Here is an 18,598-nt window from a genome sequence, read left to right as displayed (position 1 = left end):
AGCACCGCGGCGTTGTCTTGCTCGCGATGACAGCGGCGATTCTGAGCGTCGGCGTACAGGCGGCGAGTCCGTTGCTGGTGCGGTCGGCGGTGGACGACGCGGTGGCCGGGCATACGTCGCAGCTGGCCGGGCTCGCGGTGGGGCTGGTGGCGTTGCAGCTCGTCGCGTTCGGGTCGGCGTTCCTGCGCCGGTATGTCGGCGGGCGGCTGGCGTTGGACGTGCAGCACGATCTGCGGAACCGGGTGTTCGGCGCGGTGTCGCGGCTGGACGGCGGGAAGCAGGACGCGTTGCGCACCGGGCAGGTCGTGTCGCGCGCGATCTCGGATCTGCAGCTGGTCACCGGGTTGCTGATGCAGGTTCCGCTGTCGGCGGGTTCGGTGATTTTCGCGGTGCTGGCGCTGGGCGCGATGCTGTGGATGTCGCCGCTGCTCACGCTCATCGCGTTGGTGGTCGCGCCCGCGGTCGGGATCGTCGTGGCGCTGAGCAGGCGGCGGTTGTTCCCGGCGACCTGGTCGGCGCAGCAGCGCGCGGCGGATGTCGCGCAGCACGTCGAGGAAACCGTCACCGGCGTGCGCGTGGTGAAGGGTTTCGGGCAGGAGGCGCGCGAGGTCGCGCGCCTGGAGCGCACGGCGCGGAAGCTTTTCGCGGAGCGGTTGCGCGCGGCCAAGCTGTCCGCGTTGCCGACAGCGACCACGTCGGCACTGCCCGCCGCGGGTCAGGTCGCGGTGCTGGCGATCGGCGGCATGCTGGCGTTGAACGGGCAGATCAGCCTCGGCACGTTCCTCGCGTTCGCCACCTATCTCGCGGCGTTGATCGGACCGGCGCGGTTCCTGTCCAGTCTGGTCGTGCAGGCGCAGCTCACGCGTGCTGGTGCGGAGCGGGTGTACGAGCTGATCGACGCGCAGCCGGAGGTCACAGACAGCCCCGACGCGCGGCCGTTGCCGCCCGGCACGCTGGGCGTCGAGCTGAACGACGTGAAATTCGGCTACACCCGCAGCGACCCGGTGCTCGACGGGCTCACCCTGGAAGCGCGCCCCGGCGAAACGCTCGCGCTGGTCGGCACGGCGGGGTCCGGCAAGTCCACGATTTCCATGCTGCTGCCCCGGTTTTACGACGTGCACTCGGGTTCGGTGCGGGTAGGCGGGCTGGACGTGCGCGACGTGCCGCTGAAGGACCTGCGGCAGGCGATCGGCGTGGTCTTCGAGGAAGCGTTCCTGTTCTCCACGTCGGTGCGCGACAACATCGCTTACGGCCGCCCGGACGCGAGCGACGAGGAGGTCTTCGCGGCCGCCCGCGCGGCGGAGGCGGACGAGTTCATCCGCGCACTGCCGGACGGGTACGCCACCGAGGTCGGCGAGCGCGGGCTCACGCTGTCCGGCGGGCAGCGGCAACGACTCGGACTGGCCCGTGCACTGCTCACGGACCCGCGCGTGCTGATCCTGGACGACGCGACGTCGGCGATCGACACCGTCACCGAAGCCGCGATCCACGACACGCTGCGCGCGGTCACCGCCGAGCGCACCACGTTGCTCATCGCGCACCGCCGGTCGACGTTGCAACTCGCCGACCGGATCGCGGTGATGGACCAGGGCCGAGTGGTCGACGTCGGCACCGAGGAGGAGCTGCTGGCGCGGTGCGCGCTGTTCCGCGAGCTGGTCGCCGGGCCGGGCGACGACGTCGAAGAACCGCACCGTTGCGACAACCTCGAGCCCGGCGCGGACGGCACCACGGCAGTCCTGTGGCCGCGGGACGAACGCGACGAGGTCGACGCTCTCGCCGAGGCCGCGCAGTCCCGCGGCGGTACGCCCGGCGGCGGGACCGGGTTCGTCGGCAGCGGCGGCGCGGACGTGCCGCCGACCCCGGAACTGCTGGAAGGCGTGCGCCGGCTGCCCCCGGCGACGGACCGGCCGCGACTGTCCGATGTGGACGTCACGGCCCCGGACCCCGGCTTCCGGCTGTCCCGGATCCTGCGGCCGGTGCGGTGGCCGCTCGTCGGGGTGATCGGTCTGGTCGCGGCCGACGCGCTGGCCTCGCTCGCCCTGCCCGCGCTGTACCAGCGCGGCGTCGACCACGGTGTGCTGCCCGGGGTGGCGAGCGTGGTGTGGCTGCTGGCCGGGATCGGCGCGCTGGTGGTGGCGGCCGACTGGTTCGTCGTGCGCTGGCAGACGCGGCTCACCGCGCGCGTCGGCGAGACGGTGCTGTACTCGCTGCGCGTGCGCAGTTACGCGCACCTGCAACGGCTCGGGCTGGACTACTACGAGCGCGAGCTGTCCGGGAAGATCATGACCCGGATGACCACGGACGTCGACGCGTTGTCCACGTTCCTGCAGACCGGCCTCGCCACCGCGGTCGTCAGCGCGCTCACGTTGGTGGGCATCACGGTCGCGCTGCTGGTCACCGATGCCGCGCTGGCCGTGTACGCGCTGGGCATGCTGCCGATCCTGCTCGTGGCCACGCTGGTGTTCCGGCGGCTCGCTTCGCGTGCGTACAGCGAGGCGCGCGAGAAGGTGAGCGTCGTCAACGCGGACATGCAGGAGAACGTCAGCGGTCTGCGCGTCGCCCAGGCGTACACGCGCGAAGAGCGTTCGGCGGAGGTCTTCGCGTCGCGCAGCGACGACTACCGCCGGTCGCGGCTGCGCGCGCAGCGGTACATCGCGACGTACTTCCCGCTCGTCTCGCTGCTCTCGGATCTCGCGACCACCACAGTGCTGGTCGTCGGTGCCCACCGAGTAGCGGCCGGCACGCTCGAAGCCGGTGTGCTGCTGGGCTTCCTGTTGTACCTGCAGCAGTTCTTCTCGCCGATCCAGCAGCTGTCGTCGGTATTCGACGGCTACCAGCAGGCGCGCGTCGGCCTGAGCCGCATCGGCGACCTGCTGCGCACGCCGACGTCGGTGCCCCCGGCCGAGCAGCCGGTCGAACTGCCGGCCCGTCTGTCCGGCGAAGTGCGGTTCAAGGACGTCGATTTCTCGTACGCCGGTGCGGAAAAGCCGGCCTTGGAGAACCTGACGCTCGACGTCGCGGCAGGCGAAACCGTCGCACTGGTCGGCGCGACCGGCGCAGGCAAGTCCACCGCGGTGAAGCTCGTCGCGCGTTATTACGACGCGACTGGCGGCGCGGTGTTGATCGACGGGGTCGACGTACGCGAGTACGACCTGCCCGCGCTGCGCGCCCGGATGGGCGTGGTGCCGCAGGAAGCGCACCTGTTCTCCGGCACCGTCGCGGACAACGTGCGGTATGGACGTCCGGAAGCCACCGACGCGGAGGTCGAGGCCGCCGTACGCGCAGTCGGCGCGCTGGACGGAGTAGCCGCACTGCCCGCCGGCTTCCGTCAACCAGTAGGCGAACGAGGCCGCTCGCTCTCCGCCGGGCAGCGACAACTCGTCGCACTGGCCCGAGCCGAACTCGTCGACCCGGACGTGCTCCTGCTCGACGAAGCCACCGCCGCCCTGGACCCCTCCACCGAAGCCACCGTCCTCCGCGCCACCGAACACCTGGCCCGCCGCCGCACCACCTTCGTGGTCGCCCACCGCCTCGCAACCGCCGCGAAGGCCGACCGGATCGTGGTGCTCGACCACGGACGCATCGTCGAACAGGGAACCCACGCCGAACTGGTCGCCGCAGGCGGCCACTACGCACGGCTGTGGGCCTTGGGATGAGCCAAGAGATCCCGCGGCGGTAGATCACGGCCCGCCACCACGCCGGGCGGGCATGCACCGCGCGAACGCCGCCACTCACCGACGCTCGCGCGGTGCCCCTCCATTGCCCCGATGCCAGGCGGACGGCACCCACCAGCCACCGCGGCGGCCAACGACGCCCGACCGCGCATGCTCGGGCAACTCACGAGATCCTGCGGCGACAGTCAGGTTGCAAACCAGCACGCCACCACAAGGACCCTGACCAGCGCACGAGCACCGCCACCCACCTGGTGCCCGCGCGATACCTAGCCACCGCCCCCGGTGCCAGACAAGCCGCACCGAACCAGCAACCGTCAACAACCAAGGACCCCCACCCACCGCGCGAGCGCCGCCACCTACCCGGCGCTCGCGCGATACCCAGCCACCACCCCAATGCACCGGTGGTCGCGCTCGGAAGCGTGGCCGAGGCGCTGCTCGTCGTCGGCAGGCACGGGAGCAGGGCGCGTTCCTCGGTTCGACGCGTCGGGCGACGGCCTGTCACGCACCCTGTCCCGTCGCGCTGTCCCGTAGCGGTCGTGCGGAGCCTCAGGACAAGCCTTCACCGCACGACCGCGCGCCGGGGTAACTCAAGCGATCTTGCGACGATAAATCACGTTCGCGAAGACATACGCCACCACCAGAATCCCCACGCACCACGCCAGTGCGGTCCAGATGCCGCTGCCGACCGGGCGCTGCGCGAACAGGTCGCGGATGGTGTTGACGATCGACGTCACCGGCTGGTGTTCGGCGAAGGCGCGTACCGGTCCGGGCATGGTGCCGGTAGGCACGAAGGCCGAGCTGACGAACGGCAGGAAGATGAGCGGGTAGGAGAACGCGCTCGCGCCGTCCGCGGATTTGGCGGTCAGACCGGGGATCACCGCGATCCAGGTCAGCGCCAGGGTGAACAGAACCAGAATGCCGAGCACCGCGAGCCACGCCAGCGGTCCCGCGCTGGTGCGGAAACCCATCGCGAACGCGACCACCACCACGACGGCGACCGAGATCAGGTTCGCGATCACCGAGGTGAGCACGTGCGCCCACAGCACCGCCGAGCGCGCGATCGGCATGGACTGGAAGCGTTCGAAGATGCCGCCCTTCAGGTCCAGGAAGAGCCGGAACGCGGTGTAGGCGATCCCGGACGCGATGGTGATCAGCAGGATGCCGGGCAGCAGGTAGGTCACGTACGAGTCGGAGCCCGCGTTGATCGCGCCGCCGAGGACGTAGGTGAAGAGCAGCAGCATCACGATCGGCGTGATCGTCGTGGTGATGATCGTGTCCAGGCTGCGGGTGATGTGCCGCAGCGACCGTCCTAACAGGACTGAGCTGTCCGCGACGAAGTGGCTGCTCATTGCCCGTCCCCCTTGTTTCCGGCCCCGACCAGGGAAAAGAAGACGTCTTCCAGCGTCGGCTGCTTCTCGACGTACTCGACCTTGGCCGGCGGAAGCAGCTGCTTGAGCTCGGCCAGCGTCCCGTTCACGAGCACCCGCCCCTCGTGCAGGATCGCGATCCGGTCGGCGAGGTGTTCGGCCTCGTCCAGGTACTGCGTGGTGAGCAGCACCGTCGCGCCCTGCTCAGCGAGCTCTTCGACCGCGCGCCAGACGTCGTTGCGCGCTTGCGGGTCGAGGCCCGTCGTCGGCTCGTCGAGGAAAATGACCTGCGGGTCCCCGATCAGGCTCATCGCGATGTCGAGACGACGGCGCATGCCGCCGGAGTACGTCGACACCTTCCGCGCACCGGCGTCGGTCAACGCGAACCTCTCCAGCAACCGGTCCGCGATCCCGCCGGGATTCTTCAGATGCCGCAGCTTGGCGACCAGCACGAGATTCTCGCGCCCAGTAAGGATTTCGTCGACCGCCGCGAACTGTCCGGTGAGGCTGATCGACTCGCGCACCTCCGCCCCCTGGCTCGCCACCGCGAACCCGTTGACCTCCGCCTCCCCCGCGTCAGCCTTGAGCAACGTGGACAAAATCCGCACGACCGTGGTCTTGCCCGCCCCATTCGACCCGAGCAAGGCGAAAATACTGCCGCGCGCCACCTCGAAATCGACGCCGCGCAATACTTCCAGCTTGCCGTAGGACTTTCGCAACCCCCGCACCCGAATCGCCGGCGTGGTCATTCCGCACCTGCCACGGCCCGGTCGATCGATTCGGTCAGCCGCGCCCGCTCCCGGGAAATCCAGTTCCCCTCGGGATAGCTCCGGAGAAACTCCTCCGCGAACTCGACCGGTTCGGCACCGACGATGTCCCGCACGGTCGTCCCGTTCGCCACGCTCTGCTCGAACAGGTCGATCAGGTCGTCCAGCATCCGCAGATGGCTCTCCGCCGTCCCCGGCCCGAAATACTGCAGATACCGGTGCAACGCCTTGATCGCCGCGCGGTAATCCGGCGGCAGCTCCTCGACGCGCGCCTTGTACCGCCGATACCGCTTCTTGTCCTCCAACGGCCCGGTGACGACTTCCAGATAATGCAGGTATCTGCTCTTGCCTTCATTCCCCATGATCGATCCCCTCCTTGCGCAGCTGTTCGAGCCGGTCCGAGAGAAACCGCCAGTTCCGCCAGAACTCGTCGAGACTCGCTCTCCCCGGAGCGTTCAACGTGTAAACCTTCCGCGGCGGCCCTTTCTCGGACGGCACTTTCTCGACGTCGACGAGCCCGCGCTGCTCAATCCGCACAAGCAACGCGTAAACGGTGCCCTCGGCGAGATCCGTGAACCCCCGTTCGCGCAACCAGGAGGTGATCTCGTACCCGTAGGCAGGCCGCCCGGCAAGAATCGCGAGGACGATGCCCTCCAAGGTCCCCTTGAGCATCTCCGTCGCCTGCTTGCCCATCGAACGCCCTTCAGCTAGTCAGTGATGTTGAGTACCGGTAGATAGTAACACTGACTACCGCCGGCGGGGAGGGAGCGAATTGAGGGAACACGGGAGGAAGGGCCGGACCGGCGCGAACCAGCCCTGGCCGGTGGTGCCGAGATGGCTGGAGCACAGCGGGCAGCCGGAGAATTTCACAGCTTCGGCGACCTGCAACAGGATCGAGACGACCGCACGACGTCCGGGAAAAGGAAAGCTCGCGCAGCGGTCGTCCACCCGCGAGCACGGCGATTCGGCCCGCCGCCTACGGGCGTGCAGGACTTCTCGAGAGTCCGCGCCGCCCGAGGTTCAGGGCAGTTCGCGCCAGCGGAGGTCGCCCCACCCAGCCGAGGTGACGTCGGCCAGTTCGGCCCACCGGGTCGTTCCCGGACGGACATGCGTGTCCGAGCCGATGGACCACTCCGGCGCCTCCGGCTCGACGTGGTCGAACTCCTCGATGCAGGACGGGGTCCGCCACACCGCGGTGCAGGAATCGCACATCAGCACGACCTTGCCGTGCTCGGTGACGAGCGGGCGGATCAACCCCTGGTCCCAGAACGACGGACATTCGACCAGCCACATCGCGTCACCACCGCCTCGCGCCTCGGAAACCGCTGCGCCCCGAGTGAGGCCGCAGCCTTTCGACAGCACAACACCGCTCAGTGAACGAGTCGCTACGCAAATGCCAACTCGGCCGGAACAGGCGCGGACGATGCCGGACGGCCGAACACCTCATCGTCGCGACGAAATGGCCCGAGGCCGCTTCGGGCCACCCTGAGCCCGAACCCCGCGACGGCCGACCACCGCCGACAAGCGCGGCAACCGGCCCGTCGGCACACTCGCCCGCCCCGCCGACAGGCCACTCGACGGAGCACCCACCTCGACCTCGAACCCGGCAGAGCCTCGACCGGGGAGAGGCACCGGAGGCGACTGGACGAGAGCCACCCGCTCCGTCGACCTGCGCCGAAGCCGGAGCGCATGGTCCGGACCAACCCAGGCACCCGCCGCAACCAGCCGAGCGGACGGCGGCACGGGCAGGGGCTGTGGCCGAGATCACTCCAAACCAGCCGAGGTGAGGGCATTCGGCCCTTGCGACGCGTACGGTGGTCCCTGCTGTCTGTCAGGCTGGGCCTCTCAACCGATCCAGACAATGACCTGTCTCACGAGCGTCCAGGCGGCGTGTTTCGGGCCACCGGCAGGGGACTAGCCTGGCGGTCAGCAGATGCTTGTGATATCGGATCGAGAATGGATAGAGGCGAGAGCCAGCCGTGGCCAGCAGCAGTCCCGCATCGCAGTTCGGTGCCAATGAGTGGCTCGTCGAGGAAATGTACGAGCGGTTTCTCGCGGACCCCCAGTCGGTAGACGCCGCCTGGCACGATTTCTTCGCCGACTACAAGCCCACTCCGGGCGGCAACGGCACGCAAGCGGGAGAGAACGGGGAGGTCAAGGCCTCCGCTCCGGCCGCCGCCAAGACCGCACCGGCCGCCAAGTCTCCGGCCGGGAAGTCCGCGGCCGCCCCGGCGGAGAAGGCTCCCGCCGGGAAGGCCCCGGCGGCCAAGACCGCACCGGCCGCGAAGCCGGCCCCGGCCGCTCCGGCCGCCAAGACCGCGCCGGAATCCAAGCAGCTGCGCGGCGCCGCGGCGGCGATCGCCAAGAACATGGACGCCTCGCTCGCGGTGCCGACCGCGACCAGCGTGCGCGCGGTCCCGGCGAAGCTGATGGCGGACAACCGCATCGTCATCAACAACCACCTCAAGCGCACCCGCGGCGGCAAGATCTCCTTCACGCACCTCATCGGCTACGCCATGGTGCGGGCGCTGAAGGACTTCCCGAACATGAACCGGCACTACCAGCTGATCGACGGGAAGCCGTTCGCGGTCACGCCGGAGCACGTGAACTTCGGCCTCGCCATCGACATGAAGGGCAAGGACGACTCCCGCACTCTCGTCGTGGCCTCCATCAAGGCCACCGAGAACATGACCTTCATGCAGTTCTGGCAGGCCTACGAGGAGATCGTCAAGAAGGCCCGCACGAACAAGCTCACCGCGGACGACTTCGCGGGCACCACCATCTCGCTCACCAACCCGGGCGGCATCGGCACCAACCACTCGGTGCCGCGGCTGCAGGCGGGCCAGGGCGCGATCATCGGCGTCGGCGCGATGCAGTACCCGGCGTCGTTCGAGGGCACCAGCGAAAAGACCCTCGTCGACCTCGCGGTCAGCAAGATCATGACGCTGACCTCGACCTATGACCACCGCATCATCCAGGGCGCGGAGTCCGGCGAGTTCCTGAAGCGCATTCACGAACTGCTGCTCGGCGAGGACGGCTTCTACGACGACGTCTTCACCAGCCTGCGGCTGCCGTACGAGCCGATCCGCTGGGTCGCCGACATCCCGGACGGCCCGGTCGACAAGACCGCGCGCGTCATGGAGCTGATCGAGGCGTTCCGGATGCGCGGCCACCTGATGGCCGACACCGACCCGCTGAACTACCGCCAGCGCAGCCACCACGACCTGGACGTGCTCAGCCACGGCCTGACCCTGTGGGACCTGGACCGCGAGTTCGCCGTCGGCGACTTCTCCAGCCGCGAGCGGATGAAGCTGCGCGACATCCTCGGCGTTCTGCGCGATTCCTACTGCCGCACGGTCGGCGTGGAGTACACGCACATCCTCGACCCCGAGGAGCGGGGCTGGATCCAGGAGCGCGTCGAGGTCCGGCACAGCAAGCCGGAGCCGTCGGTGCAGAAGTACATCCTGTCGAAGCTCAACGCCGCCGAGGCGTTCGAGACCTTCCTGCAGACCAAGTACGTCGGCCAGAAGCGGTTCTCCCTGGAGGGCGGCGAGACCGCGATCCCGCTGCTCGACACGATCCTGGACAAGGCGGCCGAGCACGAACTCGACGAGGTCGTCATCGGCATGCCGCACCGCGGCCGGCTGAACGTGCTGGCGAACATCGTCGGCAAGCCGATCAGCCAGATCTTCCAGGAGTTCGAGGGCAACCTCGACCCGGGCCAGGCGCACGGCTCCGGCGACGTGAAGTACCACCTCGGCGCCGAGGGCAAGTACTTCCGGATGTTCGGCGACGGGGAGACCCGGGTGTCGCTGGCGTCCAACCCGTCGCACCTGGAGACCGTCGACCCGGTTCTCGAGGGCATCGTCCGCGCCAAGCAGGACATCCTCGACAAGGGCGGCGAGGGCTACACCGTGCTGCCGGTCCTGATGCACGGCGACGCGGCGTTCGCCGGCCAGGGCGTCGTGGCCGAGACCCTGAACCTGGCGCTGCTGCGCGGCTACCGCACCGGCGGCACCGTGCATGTCATCGTCAACAACCAGGTCGGCTTCACCACCGCGCCGGAGCACTCGCGGTCCAGCCAGTACGCCACCGACGTCGCGAAGATGATCGGCGCGCCGGTCTTCCACGTGAACGGCGACGACCCGGAGGCCGCGCACTGGGTCGCGAAGCTGGCGGTCGACTACCGGCAGGCGTTCCACAAGGACGTCGTGATCGACCTGGTCTGCTACCGCCGCCGCGGGCACAACGAGGGCGACGACCCGTCGATGACGCAGCCGGCGATGTACGACATCATCGATTCCAAGCGCTCGGTCCGGAAGACCTACACCGAATCGCTGATCGGCCGGGGCGACATCTCCGTCGAAGAGGCCGAGGCCGCGCTGCGCGACTTCTCCAGCCAGCTCGAGCACGTCTTCAACGAGGTGCGCGAACTGGAGAAGCACCCGGCGAAGGCGAGCCCGTCGGTCGAGGGCGAGCAGCAGATCCCGGCGAAGGTCACCACCTCCGTGTCGCGCGAGGTCGTCGAGAAGATCGGCGACGCGTTCGTCAACCTGCCCGAGGGCTTCACCCCGCACCCGCGGGTCAAGCCGGTCATGGAGCGCCGGCACAAGATGTCGCGCGAGGGCGGCATCGACTGGGCGTTCGGCGAGCTGCTCGCGTTCGGGTCGCTGGCGCTGGAAGGCCGTCTCGTGCGGCTGTCCGGCCAGGACTCCCGGCGCGGCACCTTCACCCAGCGGCACTCGGTGTTCATCGACCGCAAGAACGGCCAGGAGTACTCGCCGCTGCAGCACCTGGCCGACGGCCAGGGCCGCGTGATGATCTACGACTCGGCGCTGTCGGAGTACGCGGCCGTCGGCTTCGAGTACGGCTACTCGGTGGCGAACTCCGACGCGCTGGTGATGTGGGAAGCGCAGTTCGGCGACTTCGTCAACGGCGCGCAGACCGTGATCGACGAGTACATCTCCTCCGGCGAGGCCAAGTGGGGCCAGCGCTCGGACGTCGTGCTGCTGCTGCCGCACGGCCACGAGGGCCAGGGCCCGGACCACACGTCCGGCCGGATCGAGCGGTTCCTGTCGCTGTGCGCGGAAGCGTCGATGACCGTCGCGGTGCCGTCGACCCCGGCGAACTACTTCCACCTGCTGCGCCGCCACGCCCTCGACGGCATCCAGCGTCCGCTGATCGTCTTCACCCCGAAGTCGATGCTGCGCAACAAGGCGGCGACCTCGTCGGTCGAGGACTTCACCGGCCAGAGCCGGTTCATGTCGGTGATCGACGACGCCACGCAGGACCCGGCGAAGGTCCGCAAGGTGCTGCTCACCTCGGGCAAGCTCTACTGGGAGCTGGTGGCCGAGCGCGAGAAGCGCGGCGCGGACGACGTCGCGATCGTGCGGATCGAGCAGTACTACCCGCTGCCGAAGAAGAAGCTGCTGGCCGCGGTGGAGCGCTATGCGAACGCGCAGCAGATCAGCTGGGTCCAGGAGGAGCCGGAAAACCAGGGCGCGTGGCCGTTCTTCGGCCTCAACCTGCCGCGGAAGTTCCCGGAGTTCTTCACCGGGCTCGACGTGGTGGCGCGGCGTCCGATGGCCGCCCCGTCGGCCGGTTCGTCCAAGGTGCACGAGGTCGAGCAGAAGGCGTTGATCGCCAAGGCGTTCGACTGATCCGCGTTTTCTCGGCAGGCCGCCGCGGGGCACGTTCCCGCGGCGGCCTTCGCCGTTGTCAGACCGTTTCCAGCCGGAACACTGCGATCTTTCCCGCGGCCGCCGCGACCCCGTCCGGCGTCGGGGACTCCGCCAGCCCCGTCGTGACGTAACGCCGCCCCACGCTCGGCGGTCCGGCCGCCACGACCTCCCGCAACACCGGCCCCCGCTCCGCGACCGGCAACTCCGTGAACCGCACCCGCCGCGACCGACGGCCGCGCGACAACGTGCCCTCCTTGGCCGCGCGCACGTTCGCGACCCACGCCGCCTTCGGGAACGCCTGGATCAGGTACTGCTCGCCCTGGACTTTCAATACTGCCAACGGAAACGTCCGCGGCTCACCGCTGCGCCGCCCCGGGACGGTGAGCAGCTCCGTCGGCCCGAACGCCAGCCCCGCGCGCTGCAGGGCGGTGATGACCCGGTTGATCGTGTTGACCTTGCGCCGGTATCCGGCTGCTTTCGTGTCCATGGTCTCGAGCGTACGCCAACTTATATGAGTTTCATACTTTCTTGGACTCATATACATACCTTCCGGGTATGCCCGGGGTGCCGGAACGGCAGTGGCGGCGCCTCCGCCGGACCCAGTTCACTGGGTGACAAACACCCGAGGAGGGCTGAGTGCACTACGACGTCGTCGTAGTCGGAGGCGGTGCTGGGGGTATCGCCTCCGCTGCCGGGGCGGCGCGGACCGGGGCGCGGGTGCTGCTGGTCGAGCAGTACCCGTACCTGGGCGGCGCGGCGACGATCAGCTCCGTGCTGACCTTCTGCGGTTTCTTCGACCAGACCGGCGAGCAGGTCGTCGCGGGCGTCGGCGAGGAGGTGCTGCGGCGGCTGCGCCACCGCGGCGCCTACGAAGAGAAGACGATGGGCTGGACCGGCAACAAGATCGTCTTGCTCGATCTGGAAACCACCAAACTCGTCTACGACGAACTCACCGCCGATGCCGGCGTGGACGTCCTCCTGCACACCAAACTCATCGGTGCCAGGCGGACGCACGGAGTCGTCACCGAGGTCGAGCTCCATCATCGTGGCGGCCTGGAGCGGGTCACCGCCGGTGCGTTCATCGACGCCAGCGGCGACGGCGCACTCCTGGCCGCCGCCGGAGCGGCCGTCCGCGTCGCCCCGCTGCGCGACCGGCAAACCAGCACGCTCGTCTGCCGCTTCTCCGGAGTCCCCGAAGATGCCGACCTCTCGCGAGAGGGCTTGCGCGCCGCCGTCGCCGCGTACCACCGAGAAACCGGTGTCCGGCTGCCCCGCGACTACGGCATCGCGGTCCACCTTCCAGTGACCCGCAACGTCATCGCACTCCTGGTAGACGAACAAACCGACGTCCTCGACGCCGCCTCGCTGAGCCGCGACGAAGCCAACGCGCGGCGCCAGGCGTGGCAATACCTGGACGCACTGCGCAAACACCTCCGCGGCTGGTCCTCGGCACGCCTCGAGGAAACCGGCCCTCAGCTGGGCATCCGCGAAGGCCGGCACCTGGTAGGCCGCGAAGAACTCACCGGCCGCGACGTCCTGACCGCCCGCAAGCGTCCCGACGCGTCCATCGGCCGCTGTGGCTGGCCGATCGAAGACCACGCGGGCCCAGGCGTCACCCGCTACGAACCGATCGCCGACCGAGGCTGGTACGACCTCCCGTACGGCGCGATCTGCTCCGCTGACACCACGAACCTGTGGGCGGTCGGCCGTTTGACGAGTTCCGACGACGACGCGTACGCCTCGGTCCGCGTCATGGGCACCGCCTTCGCGACCGGCCACGCCGGAGGGATCGCCGCCGCGCAGTACGTCGACGGCCGAGCCCACGATGTCCGGGCAATTCGGGCTGAATTGCACCGCCAGCACGCTTTGGCTTGACCCGCCACGGCCGGTGACGGGAACCTTCCCTGATCATCCCTCAGGCCGAAGGAGTCCCCATGCCGAGCCGCTATCGCTGGGTTGTGCTGCTGCTCTGCTGGGCAGTGTTCACGATGACTTCGGTAGACCGCTCGACCTGGGGGCCGGCGTCGTCGGCGGTCAGCGACTCCCTCGGCGTCCCGCTCGCCGCGCTCGGGATCTTCGCCACCTGCTACTACATCGGCTACGTCATCTCCAACACCGCCGGCGGCTTCCTCTCCGACTGGCTGGGCAGCCGCTCGGTCCTCGGCATCAGCTCGCTGGTGGCGGGTGTGCTGATGGTCCTGTTCGGCTCCACCACGTCCATCGCCTGGGGCCTGGTCCTGCAGGGGTTGCTGGGCCTCTTCGCCGGAGTCGACTTCTCCGCCGGGCTGAAGCTGATCACCTCCTGGTTCCGCCCCGAGGAGCACGGGTTGGCGAGCGGCATCTTCATGACCGCGACGTCGCTGGGCACCGTCGTAGCCAACGCCGTCGTGCCGACGCTCGTGAAAAACAGCGGCTGGCCAGTCTCGTACCACCTCTTCGGTGGAGTCACCGTCGTCCTCGGCCTGCTGTGCCTGGCCTTCCTCCGCAACGGCACCGCCTCCGCCCGCAGCGGGTTGCCGGATCCCCGCCCGCTCTTCCGCAACCGCGACCTGCTGCTGCTGGGATTAGCCGGTTTCGGCGGACTGTGGGGCACCTACGGTTTCGTCACGTGGTCCAACACCCTGATGATCCGCGGCGAACACATCGACCCGGTACGGGCTGGCGTAGTCGTGGTGATCTTTTCCGGCACGGCGGTCGTTATCAAACCGCTGATCGGCTGGCTCACCGACAAAATCGGCCTAGGCAGGCGAATCCCCATCATCGCGGTCCTGATCCTTTTCGGTGCCGCCCTGCTGGTCTTCGGCTCTCTGAGCAGCTACGCCGCTTTCCTAGTGGTAGCCCCGATTCTCGGCATCGGCGCTTACGCCTACAGCCCGCTCACCGCCGCGATGATCCCCGCCTTGACCGGCGCGCGCTTAGCCGGTTCCGCCGCCGGTGCGGTGAACGCCTTCTGGCAACTCGGCAGCGTAATCGTGCCCGCCGTAGTAGGCCCGGTCTTCCACGCGACCGGCTCGTTCTACGCAGCTTTCCTCACCCTGGCCGCCGGTCCGCTCGTAGGTGCGCTGGTCCTGCTCTTCATGCGCGACGACCGTCCCGTCCGGAAATCAGTTTCCGCGCAAGCCGCCGCTCCGGGAGACTGAGCGACATGCAGATCCGCCAGTCCGCCGCTGCCGACGCACCCGCGATCCACGCCGTGCACACCGCCGCGTTCCGCGCCCGCAACCCCGGCGTCACCGGCGAAATGCCGGAAGCGAAGCTAGTCACCGAACTCACCGCTGACGGCGATCTGCTCCCCGCGCTCTCGTTCGTCGCCCTGCTCGACGGCGAAGTCATCGGCCACTCCTGCTGCAGCCCGAGCCGCCTCGGCGAAGATCCAGAATCCGCCATCGGCTTCGGCCCGCTAGGCGTCCTCCCCGACCAGCAACGCAGCGGCGCGGGCTCAGCCTTGGTCCATGCGACGATCGGCGCCGCCAACGCACTCGGCTACAGCCTGATCGTGCTCCTGGGCGACCCGGGCTACTACTCCCGCTTCGGCTTCGTGCTGGCCGAAAAGCTCGGCATCACCCCGCCGGTGGCGGAATGGGCTCCGCACTTCCAAGCCCTGCCGCTGGCGGCGTACAACCCGGAGAACCGCGGGGCTTTTCGCTATGCGGCGGCCTTTGACCGGCTCTGACGCGTCGTGAGTGGCGATCCCGGTTAGAACCGCGATCGCCACTCACGACGACTTCAGTCCGTTCCGCCGCAGGAACTCCTCCGCGATGTCCTTCGCGTTCCGCTTCTCGTCCGTGTACTGCACGTTCAGCTCAGTCAACTGTTCCGTGGTCAACGCCGCCGAAACCCGGTTCAAGGCGGCCGTCTCGGCATCGTTCAGCGTCCCCTTGGCGACCAGCGGCACGATGTTCTGCGCCGGGAACATGTGCTTGTCGTCGTCCAACGGCACAAACCCGTTCGACGCGATAGTCGCCGACGTGCTGAACAGGTCCGCGACCTGCACCTCACCCGACTTCAACGCCGCCACCGTGACCGGTCCGCCGGTGTCCGTGGTGCGGATTTCCTTGAACTCGCACCCGTACAGCTGCTTGATCCGCTCCTTCCACCGGCTGCTCCACTGCCCCGGACCGCCCATCACCAGGTCTTTGCACCGCGGCCCGAGATCGGAGAACGTCTTCACCCCGGTGGCCGCGAGTTCCTTGCCCACCACGAGCAAATCCTTGTCCTGCGCGGGCGACTGGTCGAGAACCGTGAACCCGGCCGGAATCTTCTGCTTGAGTTGTGCGTAAACGTCTTCCGAAGTGGTCGCCGGAGTATTCTTGTCGAAGTACCGCAGCAAGTTCCCCGAGTAATCCGGAACCACGGACAAAGACTTGTCCTGCAACGCTTTCACGACGACCTCGCGACTGCCGACCGGCGGCCGCACGGTCACGTTGTGCGCGCCGACATTCCGCAGCGCACCGGCGTAAATCTGGGCCAGCAAAGAACTTTCCCCGACATCGGACGCGCCGATGATGATATCGCCGGTATTGCCGCCCTCGCCGCCGCCGGACAGCGGGTTTCCGCACGCCGACGCCAGCAGTGCCAGCCCGGCCACCAGGATCCCCCACCGTTTCACGCCGCTCCTCCCGCAGCCACTGCCCGGCCGGACGCCGCCCGCGCGGCCAGCCGAACGCCCTTGGGCACCAACGCCCGCTGCGCCGCGGCGAGCAGCAGGTCGACCACAATCGCCAGCAGGGCGGTGAGAATCGCGCCCGCGACGACCTCGGTGTAGTCCAAAATGGCCAGTCCGTCGAGCAGGAACCGGCCGAGGCCGCCGAGACCGACGTACGCGGCCACCGCGGCGGTCGCGATCAGCTGCAGGACGGCGTTGCGGATCCCGCCCAGCACCAACGGAAGCGCGATCGGCACCTCGACTTGCCACAACCGCTGCCAGCCGGTCATCCCGATGCCCTGCGCGGCGTCGACCACGTCGTGCTCGGCCGCCTGCAGGCCGGCGTACGTGCCGGCCAGCACCGGCGGGATCGCCAGCACCACCAGGCCGATGATCGTCGCCGTGGTGCTTTCGGTGAAGAGCAGGAACAGGAACGTGACGAGCCCGAGCGTCGGCAGCGCGCGGATCGCGTTGCCCGCTCCGACCAGCACGACGCCGCCGCGGCCGGTGTGGCCGACGAACAGTCCGATCGGGATCGCGATCACCAGCGCGATGACGAGCGCCAGCGCGATGTAGCCGACGTGCTGGGCGAGCCGCGCGAGAATGCCGCCCGTACCCTGCCAGTTCGCGGCGGTGGTGAACCAGGTGAAAACGTCGCCGATCATCCCGCCACCTCCGCGGCCGGGGCGCGACTCGCTCTGTCCCAAGGCGTGAGCAGGTTGCGCAGCAACACCAGCAGCAGGTCGACGATAAGCGCGAGCAGCATCGTCAGCACGATCCCGACCACGATCGGCGAGAAGTACTCCCGCTGGAACCCGTCGGTGAACAGCACGCCGAGCGCCCCGGTCCCGATCAGCGCGCCGACGCTGACCAGGCTGATATTGCTCACCGAAGCCACCCGGACCCCCGCCGCGAGCACCGGCACCGCGAGCGGCAGTTCGACGCTGAAGAACCGGCGCGGCGAGCGATACCCGATCGCCGTGGCGGCCGCGACGATGTGCGGCGGCACGGCTTCCAGCGCGTCGAGCACCGGACGCACCAGCAGCGCGGTGGTGTAGACGGTCAGCGCGACGATCACGTTGACGCTGTCGAGGATCTTCGTGCCGATAATGCCGGGAATCACCACGAACAGCGCGAGCGACGGAATCGTGTACAGCAGGTTCCCCACCACCAGCAGCACACTGCGCGCGGGCCGCCAGCGGTGGCCGAGCCAGCCGAGCAGGATCGCCAGCACGATGCCCGCGACCAGCGGCACCAGCGCGAGGTAGATGTTCTCGAGAAGGTTGGCGAGGATTTCGCCGCGGTTGTTGGAGCTCGACAGGTACCGGCCGAGTTCGCCGAAGAAGCCGCCCATCAGGACGCCTGCGGGGAGGCCTCGATTACGTCCAGGACCTGGTGCGCGACCACCGTCCCGAGCACGCGGTTCTCGTCGTCCACCACGACGCCGAGACTGGCCGGCGACGACAGCGCCGCGTCGAGCGCACCGCGGATCGGCGTGCCCTGGACATACAGCGATCCGCCTGCCACGAGGTCGGTTTCGGCCAACGGGCCGTCCACAGTGGAGCCTGGCGGAAGCCAGCCGCGGGGCTGCTTCTCGTCGTTCACCGCGAGCAGCCAGCCCTCCGACGGACCGGAAACCGTGCTGCCGAGCTCGATGGTGTTGGCGGGCGACACCTCGACGCCGCTCGCCGGAAGGAAGGAAAGCCCGCGATACCCGCGGTCGCGGCCGACGAACGACGCGACGAAATCGTCCACCGGATGCCGCAGCACCTCGGCCGGCGTGCCGTACTGCGCGAGCTTCCCGCCGACGCGCATCACCGCGACCTTGTCCCCGAGCCGCACGGCCTCGTCGATGTCGTGCGTGACGAAGACGATTGTCTTGCCCAGCTGGGATTGCAGCCGCAGCAGCTCGTCCTGCAGCCCTTCGCGAACCACCGGGTCGACCGCGGAGAACGGCTCGTCCATGAGCAGCACCGGCGAATCGGCGGCGAGCGCACGAGCCACGCCGACGCGCTGCTGCTGCCCGCCGGACAGCTGCGCCGGATACCGCTTCCCGAGTTCCGTGGGCAGGCCGACCGTCTCGAGCAGTTCGGCCGCACGGGCGCGCGCTTTGCGTTTGTCCCATCCGGACAGCAGCGGCACGGTGGCGATGTTGTCGAGCACTGTCCGGTGGGGGAAAAGCCCGGCGTGCTGGATCACATAGCCGATGCCGCGGCGCAGCACCGCCGGGTCGCCGTCGCTGACGTCCTTGCCGTCCAGCAGCACCGTGCCCGAGGTGGGCTCGACCATCCGGTTGATCATCCGCAACGAGGTCGTCTTGCCGCAGCCGGACGGGCCGACGAACACCGTGATCGTGCCGTCTTCCACGGTCAGCGAGAGGCCGTCGACCGCGACCGTTCCGTCCGGATAGCGTTTGACGACATCTCGGAATTCGATGGTCACAGACTTCTCCCCACGTCCGGTA

At 68.8% G+C, this 18,598-nt stretch carries 15 protein-coding genes; 5 read left to right on the top strand and 10 right to left on the bottom strand.

What is annotated here, in order from left to right; all coding sequences use genetic code 11:
* Positions 1–26: 26 nt before the first annotated feature.
* Complete coding sequence (locus ATK30_RS26310; RefSeq protein ID WP_244194733.1) at positions 27–3,656, top strand: ABC transporter ATP-binding protein; 3,630 nt, start codon at positions 27–29, stop codon at positions 3,654–3,656.
* Between the two features lie 605 nt (positions 3,657–4,261).
* On the opposite strand, the gene ATK30_RS26305 is transcribed toward ATK30_RS26310, so the two are convergent.
* The 5 genes from ATK30_RS26305 to ATK30_RS26280 form a co-directional block, all read right to left on the bottom strand.
* On the bottom strand, positions 4,262–5,023 hold the full coding sequence (locus ATK30_RS26305) for an ABC transporter permease (RefSeq protein WP_101437869.1): 762 nt from the start codon (positions 5,021–5,023) through the stop codon (positions 4,262–4,264).
* Positions 5,020–5,790, bottom strand: a complete 771-nt coding sequence (locus ATK30_RS26300) for an ABC transporter ATP-binding protein (RefSeq protein ID WP_101437868.1) — start codon at positions 5,788–5,790, stop codon at positions 5,020–5,022. Before ATK30_RS26300 ends, ATK30_RS26305 begins: the two co-directional genes overlap by 4 nt.
* Entirely contained in the window at positions 5,787–6,170 is a 384-nt protein-coding gene (locus tag ATK30_RS26295) for a DUF1048 domain-containing protein (RefSeq protein WP_101437867.1), read from the bottom strand. Before ATK30_RS26295 ends, ATK30_RS26300 begins: the two co-directional genes overlap by 4 nt.
* Positions 6,160–6,501: a PadR family transcriptional regulator gene (locus ATK30_RS26290; RefSeq protein WP_037355521.1), complete on the bottom strand. Its 342-nt coding sequence runs from the start codon at positions 6,499–6,501 to the stop codon at positions 6,160–6,162. The genes ATK30_RS26295 and ATK30_RS26290 overlap by 11 nt, the downstream gene beginning before the upstream one ends.
* Positions 6,502–6,828: 327 nt before the next feature.
* Positions 6,829–7,101, bottom strand: coding sequence for a hypothetical protein (locus ATK30_RS26280; protein WP_101437865.1), 273 nt, complete (start codon positions 7,099–7,101; stop codon positions 6,829–6,831).
* Positions 7,102–7,787: 686 nt separating this feature from the next.
* Between ATK30_RS26280 and ATK30_RS26275 the strand changes: the two genes are divergently transcribed.
* Positions 7,788–11,468: a multifunctional oxoglutarate decarboxylase/oxoglutarate dehydrogenase thiamine pyrophosphate-binding subunit/dihydrolipoyllysine-residue succinyltransferase subunit gene (locus tag ATK30_RS26275; RefSeq protein ID WP_101437864.1), complete on the top strand. Its 3,681-nt coding sequence runs from the start codon at positions 7,788–7,790 to the stop codon at positions 11,466–11,468.
* A gap of 58 nt (positions 11,469–11,526) precedes the next feature.
* Here ATK30_RS26275 and ATK30_RS26270 read toward each other — a convergent pair whose 3' ends face one another.
* The gene (locus tag ATK30_RS26270) at positions 11,527–11,976 is read right to left on the bottom strand and encodes a nitroreductase family deazaflavin-dependent oxidoreductase (protein ID WP_101437863.1); all 450 of its coding nucleotides are present in this window, start codon (positions 11,974–11,976) and stop codon (positions 11,527–11,529) included.
* Positions 11,977–12,125: 149 nt separating this feature from the next.
* Here ATK30_RS26270 and ATK30_RS26265 point away from each other — a divergent pair, with 149 nt between their 5' ends.
* Genes ATK30_RS26265 through ATK30_RS26255 form a run of 3 tightly spaced genes read left to right on the top strand, consistent with a single transcriptional unit; the run spans position 12,126 to position 15,162 of the window.
* On the top strand, positions 12,126–13,364 hold the full coding sequence (locus ATK30_RS26265) for an FAD-dependent oxidoreductase (protein WP_101437862.1): 1,239 nt from the start codon (positions 12,126–12,128) through the stop codon (positions 13,362–13,364).
* Between the two features lie 59 nt (positions 13,365–13,423).
* Complete coding sequence (locus ATK30_RS26260; RefSeq protein WP_101437861.1) at positions 13,424–14,629, top strand: MFS transporter; 1,206 nt, start codon at positions 13,424–13,426, stop codon at positions 14,627–14,629.
* Between the two features lie 5 nt (positions 14,630–14,634).
* On the top strand, positions 14,635–15,162 hold the full coding sequence (locus ATK30_RS26255; RefSeq protein WP_101437860.1) for a GNAT family N-acetyltransferase: 528 nt from the start codon (positions 14,635–14,637) through the stop codon (positions 15,160–15,162).
* Positions 15,163–15,204: 42 nt separating this feature from the next.
* Here the strand turns inward: ATK30_RS26255 and ATK30_RS26250 are convergent, their stop codons facing one another.
* Genes ATK30_RS26250 through ATK30_RS26235 form a run of 4 tightly spaced genes read right to left on the bottom strand, consistent with a single transcriptional unit; the run spans position 15,205 to position 18,576 of the window.
* A complete protein-coding gene (locus ATK30_RS26250; RefSeq protein WP_101437859.1) occupies positions 15,205–16,098 on the bottom strand; it encodes an ABC transporter substrate-binding protein in 894 nt (297 codons plus the stop codon).
* Positions 16,095–16,799 carry an ABC transporter permease gene (locus tag ATK30_RS26245; protein WP_101437858.1) on the bottom strand — a complete coding sequence of 235 codons (705 nt, stop codon included), beginning with the start codon at positions 16,797–16,799 and terminating at the stop codon, positions 16,095–16,097. Before ATK30_RS26245 ends, ATK30_RS26250 begins: the two co-directional genes overlap by 4 nt.
* On the bottom strand, positions 16,796–17,488 hold the full coding sequence (locus ATK30_RS26240; protein ID WP_101437857.1) for an ABC transporter permease: 693 nt from the start codon (positions 17,486–17,488) through the stop codon (positions 16,796–16,798). The genes ATK30_RS26245 and ATK30_RS26240 overlap by 4 nt, the downstream gene beginning before the upstream one ends.
* Complete coding sequence (locus ATK30_RS26235; RefSeq protein ID WP_101437856.1) at positions 17,488–18,576, bottom strand: ABC transporter ATP-binding protein; 1,089 nt, start codon at positions 18,574–18,576, stop codon at positions 17,488–17,490. The genes ATK30_RS26240 and ATK30_RS26235 overlap by 1 nt, the downstream gene beginning before the upstream one ends.
* Between the last annotated feature and the right edge of the window lie 22 nt (positions 18,577–18,598).

Source organism: Amycolatopsis echigonensis, assembly GCF_002846615.1.
Taxonomy (GTDB): domain Bacteria; phylum Actinomycetota; class Actinomycetes; order Mycobacteriales; family Pseudonocardiaceae; genus Amycolatopsis; species Amycolatopsis echigonensis.
The sequence above is the reverse complement of the archived record's forward strand: the minus strand, read 5'-3'. Positions and strand labels throughout refer to the sequence as shown.